General features: G+C 66.2%; 21 protein-coding genes and 2 pseudogenes. 7 read left to right on the forward strand and 16 right to left on the reverse strand.

All coding sequences use genetic code 11. The annotated features are described in order from the left end of the window. Nucleotides 1–3 precede the first annotated feature (3 nt). Nucleotides 4–1515, reverse strand: a complete 1512-nt coding sequence (locus tag EL338_RS25450; protein WP_308213076.1) for a CoA-acylating methylmalonate-semialdehyde dehydrogenase — start codon at nt 1513–1515, stop codon at nt 4–6. 84 nt (nt 1516–1599) lie between these two features. Between EL338_RS25450 and EL338_RS25455 the strand changes: the two genes are divergently transcribed. The 3 genes from EL338_RS25455 (at nt 1600) to EL338_RS25460 (ending at nt 4225) form a co-directional block, all read left to right on the forward strand. Continuing rightward, a complete protein-coding gene (locus EL338_RS25455; protein WP_126336409.1) occupies nt 1600–2502 on the forward strand; it encodes a LysR family transcriptional regulator in 903 nt (300 codons plus the stop codon). A gap of 129 nt (nt 2503–2631) precedes the next feature. Further along, entirely contained in the window at nt 2632–2775 is a 144-nt protein-coding gene (locus tag EL338_RS26245) for a hypothetical protein (protein WP_163791937.1), read from the forward strand. 34 nt (nt 2776–2809) lie between these two features. Then, nucleotides 2810–4225, forward strand: a complete 1416-nt coding sequence (locus tag EL338_RS25460) for an amidase (RefSeq protein ID WP_126336411.1) — start codon at nt 2810–2812, stop codon at nt 4223–4225. Nucleotides 4226–4297: 72 nt separating this feature from the next. On the opposite strand, the gene EL338_RS25465 is transcribed toward EL338_RS25460, so the two are convergent. The 10 genes and pseudogenes from EL338_RS25465 to EL338_RS25520 all read right to left on the reverse strand — a co-directional run bounded on the left by EL338_RS25465 (nt 4298) and on the right by EL338_RS25520 (nt 15223). Continuing rightward, on the reverse strand, nt 4298–5221 hold the full coding sequence (locus EL338_RS25465) for a LysR family transcriptional regulator (RefSeq protein WP_126336413.1): 924 nt from the start codon (nt 5219–5221) through the stop codon (nt 4298–4300). Nucleotides 5222–5281: 60 nt separating this feature from the next. Further along, the gene (locus EL338_RS25470; protein WP_163791938.1) at nt 5282–5998 is read right to left on the reverse strand and encodes an ABC transporter ATP-binding protein; all 717 of its coding nucleotides are present in this window, start codon (nt 5996–5998) and stop codon (nt 5282–5284) included. Further along, a complete protein-coding gene (locus EL338_RS25475; protein ID WP_163791940.1) occupies nt 5970–7724 on the reverse strand; it encodes an ABC transporter permease subunit in 1755 nt (584 codons plus the stop codon). The genes EL338_RS25470 and EL338_RS25475 overlap by 29 nt, the downstream gene beginning before the upstream one ends. A 68-nt stretch (nt 7725–7792) precedes the next feature. After that, on the reverse strand, nt 7793–8635 hold the full coding sequence (locus EL338_RS25480) for an ABC transporter permease subunit (RefSeq protein ID WP_197721909.1): 843 nt from the start codon (nt 8633–8635) through the stop codon (nt 7793–7795). 109 nt (nt 8636–8744) lie between these two features. Beyond that, nucleotides 8745–10079, reverse strand: a complete 1335-nt coding sequence (locus EL338_RS25485; protein ID WP_126336421.1) for an ABC transporter substrate-binding protein — start codon at nt 10077–10079, stop codon at nt 8745–8747. Between the two features lie 336 nt (nt 10080–10415). After that, nucleotides 10416–10658, reverse strand: a pseudogene (locus EL338_RS25490) (VldE C-terminal domain-containing protein); the annotation flags it as partial. A gap of 35 nt (nt 10659–10693) precedes the next feature. Beyond that, nucleotides 10694–13231, reverse strand: a complete 2538-nt coding sequence (locus EL338_RS25495; protein ID WP_126336423.1) for an excinuclease ABC subunit UvrA — start codon at nt 13229–13231, stop codon at nt 10694–10696. Between the two features lie 19 nt (nt 13232–13250). Next, nucleotides 13251–14060 (reverse strand): TauD/TfdA family dioxygenase, encoded by an 810-nt coding sequence (locus tag EL338_RS26875; RefSeq protein ID WP_308213077.1) that lies wholly within the window; start codon nt 14058–14060, stop codon nt 13251–13253. Between the two features lie 130 nt (nt 14061–14190). After that, on the reverse strand, nt 14191–14418 hold the full coding sequence (locus EL338_RS25510; protein ID WP_179967136.1) for a hypothetical protein: 228 nt from the start codon (nt 14416–14418) through the stop codon (nt 14191–14193). Nucleotides 14419–14653: 235 nt separating this feature from the next. Then, nucleotides 14654–15223, reverse strand: coding sequence for a TetR/AcrR family transcriptional regulator (locus tag EL338_RS25520; protein ID WP_126336425.1), 570 nt, complete (start codon nt 15221–15223; stop codon nt 14654–14656). Nucleotides 15224–15318: 95 nt separating this feature from the next. Between EL338_RS25520 and EL338_RS25525 the strand changes: the two genes are divergently transcribed. The 3 genes and pseudogenes from EL338_RS25525 to EL338_RS25540 all read left to right on the forward strand — a co-directional run bounded on the left by EL338_RS25525 (nt 15319) and on the right by EL338_RS25540 (nt 17206). Next, nucleotides 15319–15765, forward strand: coding sequence for a DoxX family protein (locus EL338_RS25525; protein WP_126336427.1), 447 nt, complete (start codon nt 15319–15321; stop codon nt 15763–15765). 51 nt (nt 15766–15816) lie between these two features. After that, a pseudogene (locus tag EL338_RS25530) lies at nt 15817–15999 on the forward strand (carotenoid oxygenase family protein); the annotation flags it as partial. 214 nt (nt 16000–16213) lie between these two features. After that, nucleotides 16214–17206, forward strand: coding sequence for a class I SAM-dependent methyltransferase (locus tag EL338_RS25540; protein ID WP_235666299.1), 993 nt, complete (start codon nt 16214–16216; stop codon nt 17204–17206). On the opposite strand, the gene EL338_RS25545 is transcribed toward EL338_RS25540, so the two are convergent. Both EL338_RS25545 and EL338_RS25550 read right to left on the reverse strand, forming a co-directional pair. After that, on the reverse strand, nt 17155–18669 hold the full coding sequence (locus tag EL338_RS25545; protein WP_235666300.1) for an alpha/beta hydrolase: 1515 nt from the start codon (nt 18667–18669) through the stop codon (nt 17155–17157). The two genes, EL338_RS25540 and EL338_RS25545, sit on opposite strands and share 52 nt — an antisense overlap. A 73-nt stretch (nt 18670–18742) precedes the next feature. Then, nucleotides 18743–19486, reverse strand: a complete 744-nt coding sequence (locus EL338_RS25550) for an SDR family NAD(P)-dependent oxidoreductase (protein ID WP_126336431.1) — start codon at nt 19484–19486, stop codon at nt 18743–18745. Nucleotides 19487–19688: 202 nt separating this feature from the next. On the opposite strand from EL338_RS25550, the gene EL338_RS25555 reads away from it, so the two are divergent. Beyond that, the gene (locus EL338_RS25555) at nt 19689–20267 is read left to right on the forward strand and encodes a TetR/AcrR family transcriptional regulator (protein WP_126336433.1); all 579 of its coding nucleotides are present in this window, start codon (nt 19689–19691) and stop codon (nt 20265–20267) included. 15 nt (nt 20268–20282) lie between these two features. On the opposite strand, the gene EL338_RS25560 is transcribed toward EL338_RS25555, so the two are convergent. From EL338_RS25560 to EL338_RS25570, 3 genes are read right to left on the reverse strand one after another with little or no spacing between them, the layout of a single operon-like run. Beyond that, a complete protein-coding gene (locus EL338_RS25560; protein ID WP_126336435.1) occupies nt 20283–22241 on the reverse strand; it encodes a thiamine pyrophosphate-dependent enzyme in 1959 nt (652 codons plus the stop codon). Further along, entirely contained in the window at nt 22238–23869 is a 1632-nt protein-coding gene (locus EL338_RS25565; RefSeq protein ID WP_126336436.1) for a glutamate synthase-related protein, read from the reverse strand. The genes EL338_RS25560 and EL338_RS25565 overlap by 4 nt, the downstream gene beginning before the upstream one ends. A gap of 6 nt (nt 23870–23875) precedes the next feature. After that, the gene (locus EL338_RS25570) at nt 23876–24742 is read right to left on the reverse strand and encodes an alpha/beta fold hydrolase (RefSeq protein ID WP_126336438.1); all 867 of its coding nucleotides are present in this window, start codon (nt 24740–24742) and stop codon (nt 23876–23878) included. Nucleotides 24743–24761 lie beyond the last annotated feature (19 nt).

Consider the following 24761-nt stretch of genomic DNA (forward strand, 5'->3'; position numbering starts at 1 on the left):
GGATTATCCGTTCTGCGGGAAGCCGAGGTTGATGCCGCCGTGGCTGGGGTCGAGCCAACGCTGCGTGATGGTTTTCTGCCGAGTGAAGAAGTGCACGCCATCCATGCCGTGCGCGTGGGTGTCCCCGAACAGGGAGGACTTCCACCCTCCGAAGCTGTAGTAGGCCATCGGCACTGGGATCGGCACGTTGATGCCCACCATGCCGACAGTCACCTCATTCTGAAAGCGTCGCGCCGCGCCACCGTCATTGGTGAAGATGGCGGTGCCGTTGCCGTAGGGGTTGGAGTTGATCAGATCGACGGCCTGGTCGTAAGTTTCGACTCGTAGCACCGAGAGCACCGGTCCGAAGATCTCGTCGGTGTAGACGCTCATCTCCGGGGTCACGTCGTCCAGCAGGGTGGGGCCGAGCCAGAACCCACCCTGGCCGCCGTGCGGCGCCACTCCCCGTCCGTCGAGGACAACCTTGGCGCCGTCCGCTTCACCGGCGTCCACGTAGGACGCGACATTGTCGCGGTGCGCCTGGGTGACCAGCGGCCCCATATCCGAATCCTGGGTGCCGTCTCCAGTTTTGATGCCGTGGGCGCGCTCGGCGATCTTGGCGACCAGTGCGTCGGCGATCGGTCCAACGGCCACTACGGCGCTGATCGCCATGCAACGCTCACCGGCGCTGCCGAAGCCGGCGTTGACCATGGCGTCGGCGGCCAGGTCGAGATCAGCGTCGGGCAGGATCACAGCGTGGTTCTTGGCGCCGCCGAGCGCTTGGACGCGCTTACCGGCGGCCGTGCCGGTGGTGTAGACATACTGGGCAATCGGGGTCGAGCCCACGAACGACACGGCCGCGATCTTGGGGTTGGTGAGCAGTTCGTCGACGGCGGTCTTGTCACCCTGCAACACGTTGAAGACCCCCGCGGGCAGGCCGGCTTCCTTCCACAATTCGGCGAGCCACAACGATGCCGACGGGTCTTTCTCCGACGGTTTGAGCACCACCGTGTTCCCGGTAGCGATGGCGATGGGAAAGAACCACATAGGCACCATGGCGGGGAAGTTGAACGGGGAGATGACGGCTACTGGCCCCAACGGCTGACGGATCGAGTAGACGTCGACGTTGGTCGAGGCGTTCTCGGTGAATCCGCCCTTCAGCAGATGGGGTATACCGCAAGCGAACTCGACTACTTCCTGACCCCGGGTCACCTCGCCGAGCGCGTCGGAGAGCACCTTGCCGTGTTCACCGGTGATGATCGCGGCCAGTTCTTCCTTGCGCTCATTGAGCAACTCACGGAAGCGGAAGAGCACCTGGGTGCGCTTGGCCAGCGAGGTGTCCCGCCAGCTGGGGAACGCCGCGGCCGCCGCATCGATGACGGCCTTCGCGTCGTGCGCTGACGCCAGCGCCAGATCGGCCGTGACCTCGCCGGTCGCCGGGTTGGTGACCGGCGCCGTGGTGGTCGAGGTTCCGGGAAAGAAGTCGTTGTCCAGCCAGTGGCTGATGGTCGTGGAGGGTTGTGCAGTCTGTGTCACACCACCAATCTGATGTGACATTTGCGCACCAGTCAACGAGAAAATGCGCGTAGGCTACTGCAAAAATGCACGCTGGGAGGTCACATGCTCGGTGCGGACAATCTTCGGTACTTCCTCGAAGTGGCCAGAACGGGACGGCTGAGTGACGCGTCGCGGGTTCTCGAGGTCGACCACACCACAGTGGGGCGCCGTATCGTCGCGCTCGAGCGGTCTCTGGGTGAGCGTCTCTTCGACCGGGCGCCGAGCGGATGGCGACTGACCGAAGCCGGCAAGCGGTTGATGCCGCGCGCCGAGGCCGTCGAATCGGCGGTGATCGCCGCTTATGACACGCAAGGCGCCACCGCCGACATCCTCACCGGCTCGATCCGCATCGCGACCACCGACGGTTTCGGCGCATTCATCATCGCGCCCCACCTGGTCGAGTTGAAGAGGGCGCATCCGCATCTCGGCGTCGAATTGGTCACCTCCACCGTCCATAACGCGGTCTCGGAGCGGCATTTCGACGTCGCGGTGACGCTGGAACGACCGACCTCACGCGCGGTGCGCTCCGAACGGCTTACCTACTACGACCTCGGCCTCTATGCCACGCGTGACTATCTGGCAGCCAACCCGCCGATCACCAAGGTGGCCGACCTGCGCGCTCACACCGTTATCTGGTACGTCAACGCGCTCATGAACATCCAGCCACTGAGGATCTTCGACGAACTCCCGCATATCCAGCAGGTGGACGCGCAGATTTCCAACATCACCGGGCATTGGCTTGCGGCCCGCAGCGGCCTCGGCGTCGCGCCGTTGCCGGCCTACGTCGGAAACCGCGACGATCGACTGGTGCGCATCCTGCCGGACTCGTTCAACGTCAGTCGCCTGTATTGGTTGGTCGTCCCCCGGGAACTCGAACGGCTGGAAAGGGTCCGGACGGTCTGCGCGTTCCTGCGGAAGACGGTCGCGGAACATCCTGATCTCAGCGTGCCCAAGAGCGTCTCGTAGACGCCCACACTGCGCCGAAAACCTGCGGCCGAACCGGCGATACGCAATCGGGGAACCACGGTGCTCTGCAATCTTGCACCGATCGGTGCAGTAGTGGTCATTGACTTGATCGAGCACGCCGGTTGAGATGTGTTCAATCACAAGCGGGCATTGCCCTCGCGGTACAGCGGAGCCGAGCATCCGCTCTGGTGGCAGTCCGGCCTGCCCGCGCTCAACGATGACGACACCATGGCCGATGGCCGCGGGCCCGCGGCGGCCCGAGAGATCATGTAGACCGAGACAGGCTCGAAGACAGGGAGATTGACGGATGACCGAGACCACCGACGACGCGCTGCACTACCGTGAGATCAGCGAGCTCGTGGACATGTTGGCCAGCGGGGACGTCACTGCCGAACAACTGACCGAACTGACGCTCGACCGGATAGCCGACGTCGACCAGCGACTCGGCGCGTATGCGTTCGTGGCCGCAGACGAGGCCCGTGCCTGCGCCGCAGATTCGGACGAGCGCCGCAAGACGGGTACCACCCGCGGCCCGCTCGACGGAATCCCGCTGGCGGTCAAGGATGTTTTCGACAAGACAGGTTGGCGCACCGAGGCCGGTATGTCCGTGCGCGCCGGCCAAGTCGCGGCCACGTCGGCCACCGTCGTCGAGCGCCTGGAACAATCCGGGGCGATCATCGTCGGCAAGGTGCACACGACCGAGGGTGTCTACACCGAGCACACGCCGCCGTTCCGAGCTCCGGTCAATCCGTGGGATCCGAACCGTTGGGTCGGCGTGTCGTCGAGTGGCAGCGGAGTGGCTCCGGCCGCGGGACTGTGTTTCGGAGCGCTCGGGTCGGACACCGGCGGCTCGATCCGGATGCCGTCAGCCTCCAACGGCGCGACCGGGTTGAAGCCGACCTGGGGGCGGGTGAGCCGGGCCGGCGCCGTCGAACTGGCGGCGACCCTCGACCATGTCGGGCCGATCTGTCGCTCCGCGCGCGACGCAGGGCTCATGCTCGGCGCGATCGCCGGCGCTGATCCCCGCGATCCCACGGCGTCACTGCAGCCGGTGCCCGAATTCAGCACCGCGGTGCCGAGTTCCCTACGCGGCGTCCGGATCGGGATCGACCCCGAGTGGAGCTACCGGGATGTCAGCAATGACGTCGAGAAGGCCCATCAGCAAGCCGAGCAGGTGCTGGCCGACCTGGGTGCCGAACTGGTCCCCGTCGAATTGCCCGATCCCACCGAGGCCATCACCGACTGGTTCGGTGTATGCGCCGTGCAGACCGCACGTTCACACCGCGGTCTGTATCCAAAGCACCGTGACAGCTACGGTCCGGCACTCAGCGAGCTCCTCGACCGCGGAATCGCCATGTCCGGCATCGAGTACGACGAACTATTGCAGCGCAGGCTGATCTTCAAGGGTCAAATGGAAGCTGTCCTGGCGAGCGTGGACGCCGTCTTGATTCCGGCGATGTCCTTCATCGCGCCGCCGGTCGAGAAGATGATCCGGATGGACGAGGAGACCACCGCCGGCGTGCACCGGTTCACGGTGCCGTTCACGCTGTCGCAGATGCCCACGATCACGTTCCCCGGTGGATTCACCACCACCGAATCCGGCCTCCCTTTCCCGGTCGGGCTGCAGATGGTGGGCAGCGCCTTCACCGAGCGCCGACTCGTCGATGTTGTGGGGGCATTCCAGGCTGTCACACCATGGAACAAGCGGCATCCCGAGCTGTGACCGGGGCGGGGTGGGTGCCCTGCTTGCAGCCGGGACCGTCCGCCCCTCACCAGGGCAGCGGCGCGTCGAGTGTCACGGCGTGCTGCGCGGCACCGCCCCGGACGCAGCTTCGCGCATGATCTCGCGCAGAGCGAGCTGAACCATCGGGTTCCGGTAGGAATCGCGACGGATCACGGCCCAGTAGCTCAACGGGTGCCTGAACTGATGGTGCAGCACGGGACGAAGACCGGGCTCGCGCTCCGCGAGGTAGTCGGGGAGAAGACCGATGCCAGCGGAGGCCACCGTGGACTGCACGTGCACGTGAACCGACGTCGACCGGATGGCCTTCGCCGACTGCGGGAGCAGATCGGTCGCCTTGTCGAGATCATCGACCTGCAGCGCCGAGTCGATGTAGTAGATCACCGTGTGGTTCGTAAGGTCCAACAGGCTTTCGGGCTCGCCGTGCTCCTGCAGGTAAGCCTCTGTCGCATAGAGGGCCAAGCTGTAGTCGCGCACGTGGACCATGTCGGCACGGTTGTTGACTTCAGGACGCCCGATGACGATCTCGATGTCGAGGTCGGACCTGGTCTGCCGCCAGGATCGGGTCGCGGAGATCAACTCAAAGCTGAACTGCGGGCGCTCGCGCGCCAGCCTGGCCATTGCAGGGGCGACACAGAAGGAGCTGAGCCCGTCGGGAGCACCCACCCGCACCACCGTGGCGACCTGCCCTGTCTGCCCGAGGCGCCCGAGAGCGCGTTCGATCTCTTCGGCAGCGGTGATGACCGTCTGGCCGGTCTCCGTCGGCACCCACCCTTCCGAAGCCCGCACGAAAACCCGACTCCTGAGCGCCTTCTCGAGGTTGCTCACGCGACGCGACACGGTCGTGTGGGTGACACCCAGGATGCCGGCGGCGGCGTTGAAGCTGCCCGACCTCGCGACGGTCAGTGCCACAAGCAGGTCGTCAGCACTGACCTGCGACGTCGTGTCGGGGGCCTCCGCGGCCTTCACAGTTTTCATCAAGCATAATCCGCCGATCGTGTTGACTATCGCCGATGGGGTCGTCCGTCGCCGCCCTGATCACACCCCCAGGTACTGGAGCTGGAGTTCCCTGTCCTCGGCGATTATCCGCGGTTGGGTCTGCATGACGATGCTGCCCTTGTCGACCAGCACGACGGTATCGCAGACGGACGTTGCGAAGCCGAGGTTCTGCTCGACGAGGACGAACGCGATCTTGCGGTCGGCACACAACGTGCCGACCGCCTGCCCGATCTGCTCGACGATGGACGGCTGAATGCCCTCGGAGGGTTCGTCGAGCAGGATGACCTTCGGCCGAGCGACCAGTGCCCGACCCAGCGCGAGAATCTGTTGCTGGCCGCCACTGAGCTGTCCGCCCGCCTGGCGCCGTTTCTCCGCGAGGATCGGGAACTGGTCATACATCTGCTCGAGTTCGCTCTGCCACGCGGAGCGCCGCGCCCGCGGCACCGCGATTCGCATGTTGTCCTCCACCGACAAGCTGGCGAAGATCCGCCGTCCCTGCGGGACGTAGGCCAGCCCGGCAGCAGCCCGTTCGTGGGCCTTGAGGCGAGACAAGTCCACACCGTCGAGACGCACCGAACCGGTATGGGGGAGGTGTCCCATCATGGCCTTCAATGTCGTGGTCTTTCCCACGCCGTTGCGGCCAAGGACACCCAGCACCGATCCGGCTGATAGCTCGAACGAGACGTCGTCGACTATTTGGGTTTTCCCGTAACCGGCATGCAGTCCCTCAACGCTCAGTACTGACTGTGCGGCCAAGGTACACCTCCAAGACGTCGTCGTTGTTCTTGATCTCTTCCAGCGTTCCGCGAGCCAGCGTCCGCCCCCGGTCGAGGACCGTGATCGGCGCACCGAGTTCCTCGACGAACTCCATGTCGTGTTCCACAACGATCACCGGGATCCGTTCACCCAACTGTCGCGCGACCCGTGCGATCTGGGAGCTCTCTTCGCGGCCCATGCCCGCGGTGGGCTCGTCGAGCAGCAACACCGATGGCGAGGCAGCCAGGGCCATCGCGATGTCGAGCCACTGCTGCTGACCGTGGGCGAGGACTTGCACCTCTTCTACGTCTGCCGCCGGCCCGAGCCAACGGACGAACTGGTCGGCGACCCGAGCTGATTCCGCGGCGCTCTTGCCGCTGCCGTAGGCCGCGAGCCATAGGTTCTCATGCGTCGACAACCCTCCGAACAGGCTCGGCACCTGACGTTTGATCGACATCCCCGCACGAGTTCGGCGATCTGGCCGCCAGCGCGAGATGTCCAAGTCGTCGAGGTAGACCTTGCCGGCGGTCGGTGTGTAGGAACCGGCGAAGAGATTGAACAGCGTGCTCTTGCCCGCGCCGTTGGGGCCGAGCAACGCCTCCACCCCAGGGCCCGCAATGCTCCAATCGACACCGGCGACCGCCTTGACGCCGCCGAACGCTTTCTCGACCTTCTCGGCCCGTAGGGACCGGGCCTGGCCGGTCAAAGCCGCTGGGGGCAGTTCACGTTCGTCGACGGGAAGCGTTTTTTCGGACGGAACGGTCGGGGCTGCGCGCCGCCGCCAAGCCGTCAACTGGTCGGCCAGGGTCGGGATCACCCCGCGCGGTAGCACCAGCACGATCAGGATGAGGACTGCGCCGACCACCAGGGGCGTCACATTCGTTCCGGTCGACGTGACACTGGTGGTGAGCTGTTGCAGGCCGAAGACACCGACGAAGGCGCCGAGCACTGATGTGCGGCCACCGACCAGGCTCCAAGCGACCACCAGCGTCGCCTGTTCCAGGCCGAACAGCGACGGATCTGCGAACCCGCCCCAGGCGGCGTACAAGCCGCCGGCCAACCCGGCGATGGCCCCGCCGATGACAAAGACCAGCAGCTTGTGACGACGAGTGTCGAAGCCTACCAACGTCGTTCGGGTCTCGTTTTCACGGACGGCACGTGCACCGCGACCAAATGCGCTGCGCTGCAACGCCAACACGCCGAAGGCGACCAGAATCGCCGTAATCGCCGTGAAGACGAACAGTTGCGCGATGGCTAGCTCGTGACCGCCGGGCAGGGTGATCGGCGCAATGCCGCTCATGCCGTTGTATCCGCCTAACCGCGCGTCTCCGATCGCGTATATCGGATCCGCGGTGCTTGCCATGAGCGTGAACGCCACCAAGGTCGCCGCCAACGTCGCGATCGCGACGTACACCCCTGAAACATCCCCGTAGAAAAGGAAATAACCGAGGACCGCAGCCACCACCAGCGCGGCGACCATTCCGATGAGTAGGGAGGTGAGTGTCTCCCCGGTGCGGTCGACCAGATTGATCGAGCCCGCGCCATAGGCGTAGGCGCCGATACCGAAGAACAGCACCTGACCGAAGCTGAACACCCCCGCATGACCCCAAACCCACACCAGACTCAGTGTCAGTACCGTCAGGGCCAACCAGCTCGTCCATTGCCGGAGTTCGAACTGGCTCACCGTCTGTGAGAGCACCAGGACCACAACGATGCTGATGGCCACGGACAGCCAGCTGCGCGACCAGGCTCCGCGTGGGTCCAGCAGAGTGCGCCACCGCACCTCGAAAGTTCTCACAGGTCTCTCCTCAGTCGGCCCGAGATGCCGTTCGGCAGGACCCGGACGAGTACCAGTGCCACGACAAGCAGTGCGGCGATCCCGATCAGCGGTGCAAACAGGTCCGACGCCGCGCGCTGAACCGTGCCGAGCAGGCCTGCCGCGCTGACGGTTCCGGTGATTACCCCGGGCCCGCCAACGACGACAGTCATGAATGCCTGGGCGATGTAGACCGCCCCCATGTTCGCCGAGACGGCCACGATCGGAGCGAGCAGCGCCCCGCCCGCTCCGGCCAGAGCTCCGCCCAGGCCGAAGGTCCACATGTTGGTTCGCGCCGCGTTGACGCCCACCGACGCCGCAGTCTCCGCGTCCAGTGCCGCAGCCCTGGCACGCAGACCGAATCCGGTCTTGACGAACACCCACCAGACGAGCGCGAGCAACCCGACTGCGGCCACGATCAGCACGATCCGGTACATGCTGACCGAGTATCTGCCGATCGAGACCACACCGAGCGGGGTCGGTATGCCGGCGGGGCTGGTGCCCCAGATCAATACGGCGACTTGGACGAGCACGAGGCTGAGGCCGAACGTCGCCAACATCGTCGACTCGAGTCGCCCGTACAGCCGTCGCACCAGCACCTGTTCGACAACGACGCCCAGCAAACCGGCTACCAGAGCACCGAACAGCATCGCGAGCGGCAGCGGGAGCCCGAAGCTGTACCCGGAGTAGGTCGTGAAAGCTCCGATCATGAGGAACTCACCGTGGGCGAAGTTGATCACGCCCATCATTCCGAAGATCACTGCCAGACCCAGCGAGATCAGCACGAGGATCGAAATCCCCGTCCCGACCCCGAGGGCCAAGTTGATTACTGTGTCCCATTGCATGTGTTCAAATCACTCCGCCGTCGTTTACTGCTGTTGATGTCAGAGTCTGCGACCGGGTCGCAGGCGTGGTCCGAAAGAGGGCGCGTCAGCTCGTCGGCGTGAATTGCTCGTTGAGGTCGGGGTTGGAGATCAGGTCGCAGACTTCTTGTTCGAAGGAGGGTGCGACGTTCTCGCGGGTCTCGATGACCTCGAAATAGCCGTCCGGACCGTTGGTCCGACCGATGCTCACGTTCTGGATGACGTTGTGGCTGGCAGGATCGAGCTGCATGCGGCCGCCCGGCCCGGTGAACTCGATGCCTGATTCCAGTGCCTCGATCACTGCGCCCTGGTCCAGCTCACCGGCCTTCTCCACGGCTTCCGCCCAAAGGTGGAGCCCGCTCCACACCGAGTTGACCTCGTCGGGCAACGGGGATTTCAGCTCGCCGTACTTGTTCTCCCAGGCCTCGATGAACTCCGTATTCTCCGGGCTCTCGATCGACTGGATATATGGATAGGCGACGTAGATGTTCTCCTGCTCGGCCGCGCTGAGGGCCTCGGTTTCGCCGTCGGTGCCGAAGGTGCTCGAAGCGATCGGAGTTGTCTTGTTCAGGCCCGCGGCCGCGAAAGATCTGTAGAAGGACTGGTGGTTGGCACCGACCAGGAAGGACAGCACCAGATCCGGTTGAAGTCGTTGGATCTCATCGACCACCGATCCGAAGTCCGAGCTCTCCAGCGGGATGTAGCGTTCACCGACCACCCGGGCTCCGGCCTCCTCAGCGAACTTGCGCCCCCACTGACCGGAGATGTGGCCGAAGTTGTAATCGGCACCGGCGATGTAGACGGTCTTGCCGGGCTCGTTCAGCATCCGCGGCACCAACGCCGCCAGGCTCTGTGACGGTACGACACCGGTGGTGAAGGTGTTCTTCTCACAGATGCCACCCTCGTTCAGCTCGCTGTAGATATACGGGATGCCGGCGCGGGAGAAGATCGGCTGAATTGCCGCTCGCGATGCGCCGTTGATGCCGGCGAAGGCCACTGCGGGCTCATCACGCAGTGCCAGCTGCTCGGCGTACTGCTTGTAGCTGGCGATGTCACCGCCGGAGTCGTAGAACCTGACCGTGAGCTGCTTACCCAGCACACCACCGTCAGCGTTGATCTCATCGACCGCGAGGTTCAACGCGTCGAGCATCGATTTTCCGACCACGCGCTGCACACCGCTGGTGTCGTAGACCGCGCCCACCACGATGGTGTCCCCGTCGTTGCCGGGCCCACCACCACATGCCGACAATCCCACTGCCAACAGACCCGCAGCGCCAACTGCCAGCGTCCTGACCGACCGCCTCATCACGTTCTCCTCGTCCGGTTCTCGCCCGACCCCGGGGTCGTCCCCTGGGAGGTTCCTGTGTGATTTAACCCACTCGGATCGATACATGATCGCCATTGCCAACCAGCGTTGTAAAGGTCCAGATCTGCAGACCGGTTGTGCGTTTATGAGCACCTTTCAGCGTCCAGGTGAAGTCGCGCCGGCGGACCGCTAGTGCCCACACGGTTGTGAATGGCACTTTTCCCGAATTTCGGCGGGCCTGTTCTTCTGGCGCAAAAAACCAGGGCGCTGTGCAACAACGCAGATGTCTTGTGCGTGTTGCACAACTAAACTGCTCGACTTTGCCGGCGAACTTCACGCTGCGAAACCGTCAGCCCGCACCTCACTGATGAGTGCGCTACGAAAGACGGCAGGTCGAGTGGGCCGCTGCAACCGTCGTGGTCGGGTCCTCGGCTAGCGACGCGGCAGCGTGGTGATGCGCACGTGGTCGAAGTGGCTGTACCCCGTAGCCTGCGGACCGGCCGGCGTGTAATAGGTGCCGCGCCAGATCGCGTCCTGCAGCCCCAACTGGCCCGCATTGGCCATCGCGAACGCGAGAATCTGGTCGCCCAGCGCGATGCCCTCGGGGCTGCCGTGATTGGGAATCATGATGTCGATCGCCAGGCCGCGCGGATGCCAGGGCTTCGAGTCCGGCCTAGAGGATGTCCACCCGTCCGGCTCGTCCGAACCCGTCACGCCGGGCCCAGTTGCGCGGCGAGGTACGGCGCCGTGCGGCTGACCGGGTCGGCGGCCACCACGGCCGGCGTTCCGGCCGCCACGACGGTGCCGCCGTCGTCGCCGCCGCCGGGTCCGAGATCGATGACGTGGTCGGCGCCCGCCACCACCGACATATCGTGCTCGGCGACGACGACGGTGTTGCCGGCGTCGACGAGCCGGTGCAGCTGACTTTCCAGCAACTCGACGTCGGCAGGGTGCAGGCCCGTGGTGGGTTCGTCGAGCACATAGAGGGTGTGGCCGCGTTGGGCGCGCTGCAACTCGGTGGCCAGTTTGATGCGTTGCGCCTCGCCGCCGGACAGTTCGGTCGCCGGTTGTCCCAGCCGCAGATACCCGAGCCCGACCTCCCGCAGCGTCACCAGGCTGCGGGCCGCCGCCGGCAGATCGCTGAGGAACTCGGCCGCCTCGTCGACGGTCTGGGCGAGCACCTCGGCGATGGTGCGACCCCGGTAGGTGATCTCCAGCGTCTCCGCGGAATAGCGAGCGCCGCCACACGTCGGGCAGGTGGCGTAGGTGCCGGGCAGGAACAACAACTCGACCGCCACGAAACCCTCGCCCTGGCAGGTGGCGCAACGGCCCGCGGCGACATTGAACGAGAAACGTCCCGCACCCCAGCCCCGCCGCCGCGCCTCGGGGGTGTCGGCGAAGCGTTTCCGGACGGCGTCGAACAGCCCGGTGTAGGTCGCCAGGTTCGACCGTGGCGTGCGGCCGATCGGTCGCTGATCCACGGTGATGAGGCGCGTGATCAGCTCCGCACCGTCGACGCTCACCCCCGCACTGGAGTCGACGTCGATGTCGAGCAGTTCGGTGTCACCGTCGGCGTCGGCGCCTGGGAGTTCGACCGACTTACCCAGCCGCCCGGCCATCACGTCGCCGAGCACTTTGCAGACCAGCGTCGACTTACCGGAGCCCGATACCCCGGTGACGGCCACCAACGAACCCAGCGGGATGTCGACGTCGACTTTGCGCAGGTTGTGGAAGGTGATGCCGCGCAACCGCAGAACGCCGCTCGGTGTGCGTGCGGTCCGTGGGACAGCAGGCCCATCGGCGAACAGGTACCGCCGGGTGACCGACGGTTCGATGTCGGCGAGGCCGGCCACGGGCCCGCTGTAGAGCACGTCCCCGCCGAGTTCACCGGCGCCAGGCCCGACATCCACGATCCATTCGGCGCGGCGCACCACGTCCATGTCGTGCTCGACCACGAACAACGAGTTCCCGGCGCGCCGGAGCCGGTCCAACACGTCGAGCAGCGGTTCGGCGTCGGCCGGGTGCAGCCCGGCCGAGGGCTCGTCGAGCACGTAGAGGACGCCGAACAGGCCGGCCCGCAACTGCGTCGCCAGCCGCAGCCGCTGCAACTCCCCCGGCGACACCGTGGGGGTGCGGCGATGCAGGCTCAGGTAGCCGAGTCCCAGATCGACCAGGACTGATATCCGGGCCACCAGATCGGCGGCGATCATGGTCGCCACCTCGGTGAATTCACCGGACTCGGTGGACTCGTAGGCCGCCGCGAACTCCGTTCTGGCCGCCGCCGGCGCCAAGGCATCGGCCAGCGCCGTCAACGGCAGGGCGACCAACTCGGCGATGGTGCGGCCGGCGAAGGTCACCGCCAGGGCCTCGGGCCGCAACCCCGCGCCGCCGCAGACCGCGCAATCGGCGCTGTGCACGTACTGCAGCACGCGGCGTCGCATCGTCGCACTCTGCGAGTTGGCCAGCGTGTGGCGCACGTGACGCTCGGCACTCGAGAAGGTGCCGTTGTAGTAGTACTCGGCGGTGACGGGATGCTGGCTCGGATCGATCTCGACGGTGGGTTGGTCGTCGGTGAACAGGATCCAATCCCGTTGCCGCTTGGGCAGTTTGCGCCACGGCTTGTCGATGTCATAACCGAGCGTGATGAGGATGTCCCGCAGGTTCTGGCCCTGCCAGGCGCCCGGCCAGGCGGCCACCGCACCCTCGCGGATGGTCAGCGACGGGTCGGGCACCAGCGTCTGCTCGGTCACCTCGTGGACGCGGCCGAGGCCGTGGCACCGCGGGCATGCGCCGATGGTGGTGTTCGGGGAGAACGCATCCGAGTCGAGACGTTCGGTGGCACCGGCTGGGTAGGTGCCGGCCCGTGAGAACAGCATCCGCAGCAGGTTCGACAGCGTGGTGACGGTCCCGACGGTCGATCGCGATGTCGCCGTGCCGCGGCGTTGCTGCAGCGCGACGGCCGGTGGCAGCCCGGTGATGTCGTCGACCTTCGGTGCGTCCTGGGGCAGCAACAATCGGCGGGCATACGGCGCGACCGACTCGAAGTACCGGCGCTGGGCCTCGGCGTAGACGGTGCCGAACGCCAGCGACGACTTCCCGGATCCCGACACCCCGGTGAACACCACGAAGGAGTCGCGCGGGGCCGCGACGTCCACAGCCTTCAGATTGTGCACCCGGGATGCGAGGACGCGGACGTACGAGTCCGGGCCCTGCCTGATTGCGCCGCTGTCTTCGTCCACCTCCGCCATTGTGTACGCCTGGCCGTGATCACCGGCGCCGCGTTGTCCGCGCACTCGCGCGACCTGCGCATCCACCGCGCAGCACGATGAGTTCGCGTTGCCGTTCGGTCAGCGTGGTGCCCAGGAGGAGGTGCCCGTTGAAGGTGAAGTAGGCGCGGGCCAACTCGGGATGGTGGGCGAAAGTGCCCAGGGTGTTGAGGGCCTTGGGCCGGTCCTCGGTGCTCAGCGGCTGATGACGGGGGTTCGGGGGACGCAACGCCGCCATCGCCGCACGGAATTCCGCCGGCCATTCCTTGGGCGGCAAGGGATCGACCCGTGCCATGGCTCTAGGTAACCCTCCCGCGATTGACGCCGAAAACCTGGCCGGTGATGTCACCGGCCTCCTCTGAGCATGGGAACGGACCCATGCGATGGCTTCCTCACCGACGAGAGTGGTGCGGTGCATCAGCCGCCGCGAGGTTGGCTCATAGGGGATGGCACGGTGCAGCAGACCGGTGTTGTCCCAGACCACCAGGTCCCCGACCCGCCACTGGTGCCGCAAGACGAACTGCGGCTGGGTGGCCCACGCCAGGATCCCGTCGAGCAGCGCGCGGCTCCGGTCGGGGTGCATGCCGACGATCTGGCCGGCGGTGGCGCCGATCAGCAGAGACTTGCGGCCATCGCGGCGCCGCCACACCGGCGGGTGCTCCCGTGCCGGGTCTCCGGGTGGTCCGGGTGTGCGCCGGTGCCGGCCACGACGACCTCCCCCAGTGCGCGGGAGAAGGCAACCAGGTCGGCATCGGTGACGTGGGCTTCGCGGTAGACCACGCCGCCGTAACGGTCCAGCAGCGCTTGGCAATTGCGGGCTGCATCCGGGGTCAGGAAGTCGCTGCTGGTGTAACCGGCGACCGCTACGCCGATTGCGGTCGAGATCGGTGTCGTGATGATGGTCATGGTGGCAGATCCTGCTCTGGTGGGCGTGCTGTTCGCTACGCGGCGGGGGTGAATTCGAGGTGCAGATCGGTCAATCCGCGGATGATGTAGGTCGGATCGTGGCGGAATCGTCGCGCACCGGTCGCGCCGTGATGTTTCTCGGACAGGGGGATCGTGGCGGTGCGGTCGAGGAAGCGCTGCAGGGTGGGGTACGCCGCAGCGACCTCGCGACGAGTGGCCGACTCTTGGTCATCGAGCAGGGGCTGGGCATCACCACCGGTCATCAGGCGACCATCGATTTGGTTCAGGAGTACCTGCACCGGTACGAGGCTTCCGTCCCCGGGGCGGCGGATGCTGACGCCGGACAGAGGAGCTGATCAGGCGGGCGCCCAACAAGCCACGGCGGCGTAACAGCTCGCCGGACGCACCTGGCCGCGGCGATCTCGTTGACATCGACGTTGCGTTGGCGGGTCTCGCGAGTCTTGTTGGTGCGCAACCTATTGCGGATCGGCCGGCCACCTAACCGTCAAACAACATGTTGGCGATCCGCTCGGTCGTGATGGCCGGATCGACATCGCGGAATTCAGGTGGCACCGCACTGTTGAGCCAGAGCATCGAGAATCCGTGCATCAACGACCATGCGGCCAATTCTGCGCCCGTTGGGTCGGCCACGGCATGTGGGTCGACGAGGGTGGCCACCCCCCGGGCGAGTTCAGCCCCGGCCGCACTCTGGGCTGCGGCCAGGTCGGTGTCGGCCATATCGAGTAACGAATGGTCGAACATGACCGCGTAGTGGCCGGGGTGGTCGATCGCGAATCGGACGTAGGTGGTGGCGGCATCCACAAACCGCGGGCGAGCACCGGCGAGGGCGGTAGCCAGCAGGCGGTAACCCTCGGTAGCCAGCGCCGTGAACAGGCCGCGCCGGTCGGTGAAGTGATGTGCGGGCGCGGCGTGCGAGACCCCCGCCTGGCGGGCCAGCTCGCGCAGCGATACCGCGTCGACACCCCGCTCGGCCACCAGGCGCGCGGCCGAGGCCAGGATCACCGCCCGCAGGTCACCGTGGTGGTAATTCACCTTCTGCTTTGACATGGCGCGATCCTAACCCCGCTCATCTTGACAGTGCCTACATAGCGGTTGTAGCGTGGCCGTCGTCAAACTAGCCACTGTCAAGATTGGACCTCGCGATGGTTCCGCAACTCACACTCATCGTCGTCACGTTGGCCGCGCGGGCAGGCGGGTGGCTCGGCTGGGACTACACCGACAACTGGCCCGCGGCCGTCGCCGTCGGCCTGGCGGCGATGTTCTTGGTCACCGGCATCGCGCACTTCGCGCCGCCGCTGCGGGCCGACATGATCGCGATCGTCCCGCCGCGGCTTCCGCACCCGGCATTGCTGGTGACGCTCACCGGCGTGCTCGAGTTGGTGGGCGCGGTGGGTCTGCTGATCCCGACCACCCGGCCGGCCGCGGCGCTGTGCCTGTTCCTGTTGATGGTCGCGATGTTCCCGGCCAACGTCCATGCGGCCCGGATGGCCAACGCGCCGAAGTCCATGCACTCGCGGTTGGGTGCCCGCACCGGCGTCGAGGTCGTGTTCCTGGCGGCCGCAGCGGTAGTGGTCGTCGGCAGCCTCTGAGCACCGACACGCAGTTTCTCACCAATACCTACGTCAGCAAAGGAATTTGAGATGACCAACCCCTACCTGGTGGGTGATTTCGCCCCACTGCACGAGGAGTTCACGCTCACCGACCTCGACGTCACCGGCAACGTCCCCGACTACCTCGACGGGCGTTACCTGCGTAACGGACCCAATCCGATCGGCGAGATCGATCCCGAGCTCTATCACTGGTTCCTCGGCGACGGCATGGTGCAGTACTCATTGGATTCGTCTACGACCGCGCCACCGGTCGCAGCGATCTGGCGATCCTCGACGCCGAAACCTTGGGCACCGTCGCGAGCATCCACCTGCCGCACCGGGTGCCCGCCGGCTTCCACGGAAACTGGGTGCCCGCCGCGCGGTGAAGCTTCAGCTACTGATGAACCACCAACTATGTCGGAATCAAGTACCAGCACAGGAGTTAACGATGCCGCAGATCACGCCCGTCGGAACGACGGCGCGACTGACCGCAGCGGAGCGGGCCGCCGAGTCCGCACGCCCGGATCGGCTCTTCGATGACCCGTTCGCCGCGCTTCTAGCCGGGGAGGCGGGACGAGAGTTGGCTGCTCACTTCAGTAGGACAACCCCATTCGACAACCCCACAGTGGCGGTACGCACAAGGTTCTTCGACGATGCCCTGACTGCTCTGGTCGCCGGGTCTGCGGCTGGCGAGCAGATCGTGTTGCTGGCGGCGGGCATGGACACTCGCGCCTACCGACTGGGTTTCCCGCCGGGAACCACCGTGTACGAGGTGGATCGTCCAGAGGTGCTCGGCCTCAAGGCATCTCTGCTAGCGGGGGTGGGCGCAGAAACCGCGGCGCCGAGCTGTGCACTTCGAGCAGTGGCCGCGGACCTGGCTCACGACTGGCCGAGCGCGCTGCGGGGCGCCGGCCTGAGCGTGACCCGACCGGTGTGCTGGCTGGTCGAGGGGCTCACCCCGTATCTCACTACCGCTGAGGTCGACCTGCTGCTCGACCGGATCACTGCGCTTTCGGCGCCGGGAAGCCACCTGATGATCGACGTCCTCGGTCAATCCCTGCTGGAGCACCCCGCTCTGCAGCCGATGCTCGAACACCTCGCCCAGCGCGGCATGGCGTGGGTCTTCGGCACCGAGACGCCCGAAGCGCTTCTCACCCGGCGGGGCTGGCAGGCGCAAGCCACCTGCGTCGGAGAGGTCGGCAACGAACTGGACCGCTGGCCGTTTCCCATGCTCCACGAGGAGCCCGGGGGGTGCCACAGGGTTACTTTGTCCACGCGTGGCGGTGATCGCGATGCCCGAGTGCCCGCATCAGGAACGCCGCGTCGGGTTCGACGCTGCCGTACTCGACGATTCGATGACCTTGGTTCACCTAACAAGACACAGCGGCGTCACAACTCGCAGGAGGCACCTTCCGGCGGCAACTCGAGGTCGATCAAGTAGTCGGCGGCCATCTCGTTGACGCACTGGTTGGTTCCGGCCATCACGATGGTGTGGCCTTCGCCTTCCACGGTGAGCAGGGCAGCCCCGAGCGACTCGGCCAGCTGGATGCCGCCGGCGTGCGGTGTGGTGGGATCACCGGTGATCGACACCACCAGCGTGGGCGGCAGTCCCTCGATGCCGGTCGCGTACGGGTAGCCCAAGGTCGGCTCGACCGGCCAATGCTCGCACCCGTCGCGAGCACCGGTCAGTGCGACTCCGGGGTCCATGAAGGGCGCTGCTTCAAAGATGCTGGTGCGCAGCGCACTTCCCTCTTCCTCGCTGAGGCGTTCCTCGTCCATGCAGTTGATCGCGTAGAGTGCCTCGGCGAAGTTGGGCCAACGCCCCTCGGCGTCGCGGAGCGAGAAGTCATAGTTGAGCTGGAGCAGTTCGTCGCCGCGGCCCTGCCGTAGTTGCGTTATCCCGGCGATGATTCGGGGCCAGGCCGCCTCGGTGTAGAGACCGGCGACCACGCCGCCGATCGCTTCGTCGAAGCCCAGGTCGGAGTTCAGCGCCGGCACGGGCTTTTCGTATAGCGGCCGCACGATCTGGTGAAACTTTTCAGTAGCCCGGGTGGGGTCGTCGCCCAGCGGACAGTCGGCCTGCGTGGCACAGAACGCGGCCATCTGCTCGAAGGAGCGCTGGAACCCGGTGTACGCACCGACCCTGCGCTCGACCGTGCCCTGAGTCGGATCGATGGCGCCGTCGAGCAGCATCGCTCGCACGTTCTGCGGGAACTGCTCGGCGTAGACGGCGCCGAGTCGCGTCCCGTAACTCTGCCCCAGGAAGGTGAGCTGTTCATCGCCGAGGACGGCGCGCACCACGTCGATGTCACGCGCCGCGTCGCGGGTGCCGACACTGGTCAGCACGTCGACGCCACCCGAGCGCTCGGCACACTGATCGAGAATGTCTTTCGTATTCTGTTCTGTCCATTGCACGGCGGTGCCCTGCGTGCTCAATATGATGTCGCCGCTATCGGCCACGGCATCGGTGAAGCAATCGATGGCGGGCTCCGAGCTGCCCACGCCGCGCGGGTCGAAGCCGACCAGGTCAAAACTTTCGGTCAGGCGGGCAGCCGGCAGCGACATCGCCGTCGCCGCGGTGGCGAACAACCCCGAGCCGCCCGGCCCGCCGGGGTTGATCACCAACGATCCGATGGGCTGACCGCGCGCCGGTACCCGTGCGACGGCCAGGTGCGCTGTCTTGCCGTCCGGATCCTGGTAATCCAGCGGCACTTCCAGGCGTCCGCATTCCATGGTCGGCGCCTGGGCGAAGACGGCGCTCTCGATCGCTGTGTTGGCGTAGCCCTTACAGGCCTCCCAGGCGATCTGTTGGGAGTAGAACTGCGTCAGGCCCGATGGTGTGTCTGCTGGTGGGGCTGTGGTGCAGGCCGTCATCGCGGCGAGAATCACGAGGGTGCCCAACATGGCTGGAGCCCAGCGCTTCTGGAGCCGTGGCGACATCGAAGAGTCCGTTCGTTTTGTGGTCGGGTATGGCGGATCAGAACTGGCTGCCGCCGCCGTCGACGTAGATCTCTGCGCCGGTCATGAAGGTGCTGGCGTCGGAGGCCAAGAACGCGACCACACTGCTGACCTCCTCCGGCCGGGCAAGGCGCTTCATGGGCATCGAGGAGGCCAACGCTGCGAGGCCGTCGTCGTCGCCGGAGAAGAGTTCCTTCAATCCCGGAGTCTCCGTGAGTCCGGGAGCGACGACGTTGACGCGGATCTTGCGGTCGACCAGTTCCGCGGCCCAGCTGCGGGCCAAGGACCGGATTGCGGTCTTGGAGGCGGCGTAGACGCTGGTGCCGGGATTCGCCTTCACGTCGCCGCTGGAACCGCACAGAATGACCGATGCGCCTTCGTTGAGCAGCGGAAGGGCGGCCTGCACGGTGAAGATGATGCCGCCGACATTAGTGTTGAACGCCGTCGTGTAGTGCTCCCAGGTGATCTCGCCCAGCGGCGCGACCGCGGCGATACCCGCATTGGCGAAGACGACGTCGAGACCGCGCCCCGTTGCCTCGACGGTGGCCACGACGCGGTCGAGATCGGACTGCTGTGTCACGTCGGCGCGGATGTAGGTGGCCTGACCTTCCCCGATGCCGGCGACGGCCTGTTCGAGGGCGTCTTCGCGACGTCCCACCAGGAACACGTAGGCACCATCCTGAGCGAGCGCCCGCGCCGCGGCGAGCCCGATTCCCGATGTTGCTCCGGTGACCAGCGCGGTCTTATCTGTTGATGATGGCATGCGAACCTCCAGTTTCGTACCGATCGCTCGTGGCTTCGGCGTAGGGGTAAATCAGTTGACCGGACGCGAGATGCGGGTTCACCAGCACTGGGGCCAAACCACCGCAACGGGTGACCAAAATGACGTTACGGCTCGGTCCGTCTCGTGTCAAGACGAACCGGTTCGTGTTGCCTTAGCGCGTGTCCATCGCTAAGGTTCTTGCATGTCCGCCTACGTTCCTGACCCCAGCCGACGCAACGAGCACTCGCGGCGGGCGATCCTCGACGCGGCCCTGTCCCTGGTCGGCGAGCTCGGCTACGACAAGGTTTCGATCGAGGCCATCGCCAGGCGGGCGGGCTGCGGTAAGCAGACCATCTACCGCTGGTGGTCGTCGAAGGGTGCGGTGGTCCTCGAAGCTGCCACCCAGTCGCTCAATCCCGTCGTCGTGTTCCCCGACACCGGTGACCTCGTCGCCGACCTGCGCGCCCAGTTGGTCGACATCCTCGAGTTGGTCACGACCACGAGTTTCGGAGCGGCATATCGGGGTGTGATCGCCGCCGGCCAGTCCGAGCCCGACCTGCTGGAGGCCGCCTACCAGCAGGTCGTCGAGCCCAACATCAAAGGGTTCAGCGCGCGGGCCGCCCTGGCGCAGCAGCGCGGCGAGATCCGCGCCGACGCCGACGTGGCAACCCTGCGCGACGTGCTCTACGGGGTGATCGAATACCGGATATTCCACGCGATGCCGCTCGAACCCGAACACATCGACGCGCTTCTGAAGCTCACGTTCGAGGGCGTGCGGTGAGGATCTGAGTCTGCCTCAGTTCGACTGCGCGTCGGTCAGGATCTCGACCAGCGCCGGTCCGGGGTGGCTGAGCGCCGCTGCGATGGCAGCGCTCAGCTCCGCAGGGCTGCTGACCTGGATCCCGTAGGCGCCGCAATCCCGCGCGTACGCGGCGAAGTCTGGATTGTGCAGCGAGGTCTGCCATACCTCGTACTCGGAACTGCGCTGCTCCTGCGTGATCTTTCCCAGTTCACCGTTGTTGAGCAGGATGTGGGTGATGTTCATGTCGTACTTGACCGCCGTGGTGAAGTCGGCGAGGTACTGGCCGAAGCCACCGTCGCCGGTGACGGCGATGACGGGGCGGTCGGGAACGGCGGCCCAGGCCCCCATGGCCGCCGGGAAGCCGAAACCGATGGACCCGAGGTAGCCCGACATGAGCACGGACTGTTGGCCTTTGGTCTCGAAATATCGCCCGAACGAGTACGCGTGGTTGCCCACATCCACTGTGAGCACGGCGTCGGCCGGGACGAGGTGGCTGAGTTCGGCGAAGACCGTCGCGGCAGCGATCCGGCCGTCGGGGTGCTTGGCGGCACGGCGGACTTTCTCGGTGCGCCACACTGCCCATCGGTCAGCGACCTCCGGGCGTTGGTCGACCAGCGCCGGGTGGCTGCGCAGGCGTCGGGTCAGGGCCGACGCCGTCACCCCCACGTCGCCGAACACCGGAACCGTCACCGGGTTGAATCGGCCCAGCGCCAGCGGGTCGGTGTCGACTTGGACGATGGGCTTGTACGGCGATATGCCCGTGTGATTCGAGAAGGACGCGCCGAACACCACCAGCAGGTCTGCCTTGTTCATCATCCAGGATGCGACCGGGGTGCCCGAACGGCCCAGTGTGCCGCAGGCCAGCGGATGCTCGTCGGAGAGTTGGCCCTTGGCCTTGAAGGTGGTGAGCACCGGGGCCTGCAGACGCTCGGCAAACGCGACGATGGCCGCCATATCGAATTTTGCGCCGGCGCCGACGATGATCACCGGACGAGTCGCCGCTGCGATGCGGTCGAGCGCCTGCTGCAGCGCCGCCGCGGGTGGAGCGACCCGCAGATCGGGCATCCGGCCCTCGGGGCCAGACGACTGTTGATCCGGGTCCTCGACAATCTGGACTTCATCGGGCACCACCAGGTGCGCGACCCCGCGTTCGAGGATGGCGTGCTTGAGCGCCAGGGTCATCAGTTCGGCGTGTTCCGAGCCGGCGCGCACCATCTCCGAGTAGACGGCGACGTCGGCGAACGCCGCCAGCAGGTCGATATCCTGAAACGCCCCTTTGCCGGCCACCGCGGAATCGACGTTGCCGGACAGTGCCAGCACCGGCGCGCGGTCGGCCTTGGCGTCATAGAGTCCGGTCAGCAGATTCGTCGAACCCGGTCCCGCGATACCGAAGCAGGCCGCGGGCCGGCCGGTGAGTTTTCCGTAGGCCGCCGCCGCAAACGCCGCGGCGCCTTCGTGACGAATGCCGAAATAGCGGAGCTTTCCGGCATTTTCGGCGCGGTGCATGGCCTCGGCCATCCCGAGGTTGGAGTGCCCGACCATCCCGAAAACCGCGTCGACGCCCCAGTTGGTCATCGTCTCGATCAAGACGTCGCTGACGGTGCGCTTCGCGGGGGCGGGTGCCGGTGTGCCGACGTAGATTCCGTCGTCGCGCGCTTGCACGGGGTAGGTGGCGACGTCGAAATCCGGGCCGCCCGCAGCCTCGCCGGTGAACGGGTCGAAGTCGAAACCATGCCAGGGGCAGCGGATCTTTTCGTTCTCCAGCGTTCCTTGCCCCAGCGGGCCGCCTTGGTGCGGGCAGCGATTGTCGATGGCGCCGTAGCGCCCGTTCAGCTTGGTCAAGGCCACCGTCTTGAGGCCGATCGGGCACGCCGACACCTGCCCCTCGTCGAGTTCGCCAGGGTCAGCGGCCTTGTGCCAGTCGAGTTCGTGGTCGTTTTCGGCGTTACTCACAGCGGCGTCACTCCTGCGTAGGGGACTCCGCTGAGGTAGGCGAAGTCGCGGTCGAACGTCGTCAGGTCATCGAGGGTGAAATCAGCGAGGCGCCGGTGCCCGCAAGCCCGGGCGAGCACCACCATCAACTCCACCGCGGAGCGCAGGTACCGGTCCAACCGCTCGGCGGCGGGCCGCACCGGCAGCCGAGCGCGCAGGCGGGGGTCTTGGGTGGCGATGCCCGCCGGGCACGTGTTGGTGTGGCAGGCCCGCATGCCCACGCAACCGATGGCCTGAATCGCGCTGTTGGCGATGCCGATCGCGTCGGCCCCCAGACCCAGGGCTTTGACCATGTCGGCGGGGGTGCGGATGCCGCCGGTGATGGCCAGCGTGGCCCGGCTCTGACTGCGGTCCAGGTGTCGCCGGGCCCGGGCCAGTGCCGGAATGGTGGGTACCGAGATGTTGTCACGGAAAATTGTTGGTGCGGAACCGGTTCCGCCGCCGCGGCCGTCGAGGATGACGTAATCGACCCCGATCTCGAGTGCGGCATCGAGATCGCGTTCGATGTGCTGGGCGCTGAGCTTGTAGCCCACCGGGATGCCGCCCGAGGCGTCGCGGACCTGCGCGGCGAAGTCCTTGTACTCCGCCAGCGAGGACCACTGGGGAAACCGGGCCGGAGAGATCGCTGCGGTGCCCGGCGGCAGGCCCCGCACTTCGGCGATCCTTCCCACCACTTTGGTCCCGGGAAGGTGGCCGCCGGTGCCCGTTTTGGCGCCCTGCCCGCCTTTGAAGTGAAACGCCTGGACCTTCTTCAGATGTTCGAAACTCCACCCGAACCGGCCGGAGGCCAGTTCGTAGAGGTACCTCGAATTCTCCTGTTGTTCTTCGGGAAGCATGCCGCCCTCGCCCGAGCAGATCCCCGTTCCGGCCAGTTCCGCACCGGCCGCAAGGGCCGTTTTGGCCTCCTGGGACAACGCCCCGAAGCTCATATCGCTGACGAAGAGCGGAATGTCGAGCACCAGTGGACGTTTGGCCCCCGGGCCGATGACGGTTTCGGTGCTGACCGGCTCCTCATCGAGGAGCGGTAGTCGCGCCAGCTGTGCGGTGACCAGTTGGATCGAATCCCATGAGGGCAACTCGGCGCGCGAGACACCCATCGCCGCAGAAGGTCCATGCTCACCGGACCTGCTCAGGCCGTGGGTGGCAAGCTCATGGATCTGGGTGTTGAACCGCTCTTCCGCGGTGTCGGCGGGCTGGATCCACCGGCCCTGATAGCCGTCGTCGCGGTCGGGTTGCGGATTGGCCCGGGCGAACTCGGCGATCGCGGATCGATCTACATATACGGCGCCGTCGCGGACCCAGGCCGGAAACGTCGCCAACGCCACCGCGGGGTTGACCGGCGAGACGCCGGAGTCGACGTTGTAACGCCAGCCATGCAGGTCGCACACGAGGGCATTGCCGTCGACGTGCCCGTCGGCCAGCAGCGCGCCTCGATGCGCGCAACGCCCGTACAGCGCAGCGACATCCGCACCGCGCCGGACGAGCACAACGTCCACACCCGCGGCGACCACCGCGAACGGAGCGTTGTCGGGCAGGTCGGACAGGGCCGCCACCTGCACGCCGGTTCTCGCTTCTGGTGCCATCGTCATCGCGAGTCAGCCGAGCACTCGGCCGAGGAAACCGCGCACATGGCCCGCAACGACGTCGAGGTGACTCTCCAGCAGGAAGTGCCCGCCATCGATCAGGTGCACCTCCGCGTCTTTGGCGTCGCGAGCGAAGGCTTGCGCACCCGCGGGGGCGAAGATTTCGTCGTTGCGACCCCACACCGCGAGTACCGGAACCTCATTGGTGCGCAGGAATTCATGCAGCAGCGGGTAGAGCGGGCGGTTGTTGCGGTAGTCGCGGAACAAGGCCAATTGCACTTCGTCATTGCCCTCTCGGGAAACAAGAGCGAAGTCGTGCTCCCAGGTGTCCGGGCTGACTGTGCTCGGGTCGGATACGCCGTGCACGTACTGCCAGCGGATGGCGTCGAGGCTCAGCGCGACCCGGACGGCGGGTTCGGTGTCGGGACCGGGATTGGCGCCGTATGCCCAGATGCCTTCCCAGAACGATTCGACGAAACCGTCCTCGTAGCCGTTGCCGTTCTGTGTGACAACGGCGGTGATCCGTTCGGGATGTTCGAGCGCGAGCCGCCACCCTATGGGCGCGCCGTAGTCGTGGACATACAGGGCATAGCGCTCCAGGCCAAGGTGATCGAGCAGCCCGGACGTGAGCCGGGCGAGGGCCTCGAAGGTGTAGTCGAACTCTCCCACACCCGGAGCATCGGAGCGGCCGAACCCGAGGTGGTCGGGTGCGATTACGTGGTAGTCGCCGGCCAGCAAGGGGATGAGTTCACGGAACATGAACGAGCTGGTCGGGTAGCCGTGCAGCAGGACGACCGCGGGAGCATCCGCTGGTCCGGCTTCGCGATAGAAGATCTCGTAGCCGTCGACAGTGACGGCCCGGTGATGTACGACGCTCATTCGTAACCCCTTTGGTGGT

The sequence above is a fragment of the Mycolicibacterium chitae genome, from assembly GCF_900637205.1.
Taxonomy (GTDB): Bacteria; Actinomycetota; Actinomycetes; order Mycobacteriales; family Mycobacteriaceae; genus Mycobacterium; species Mycobacterium chitae.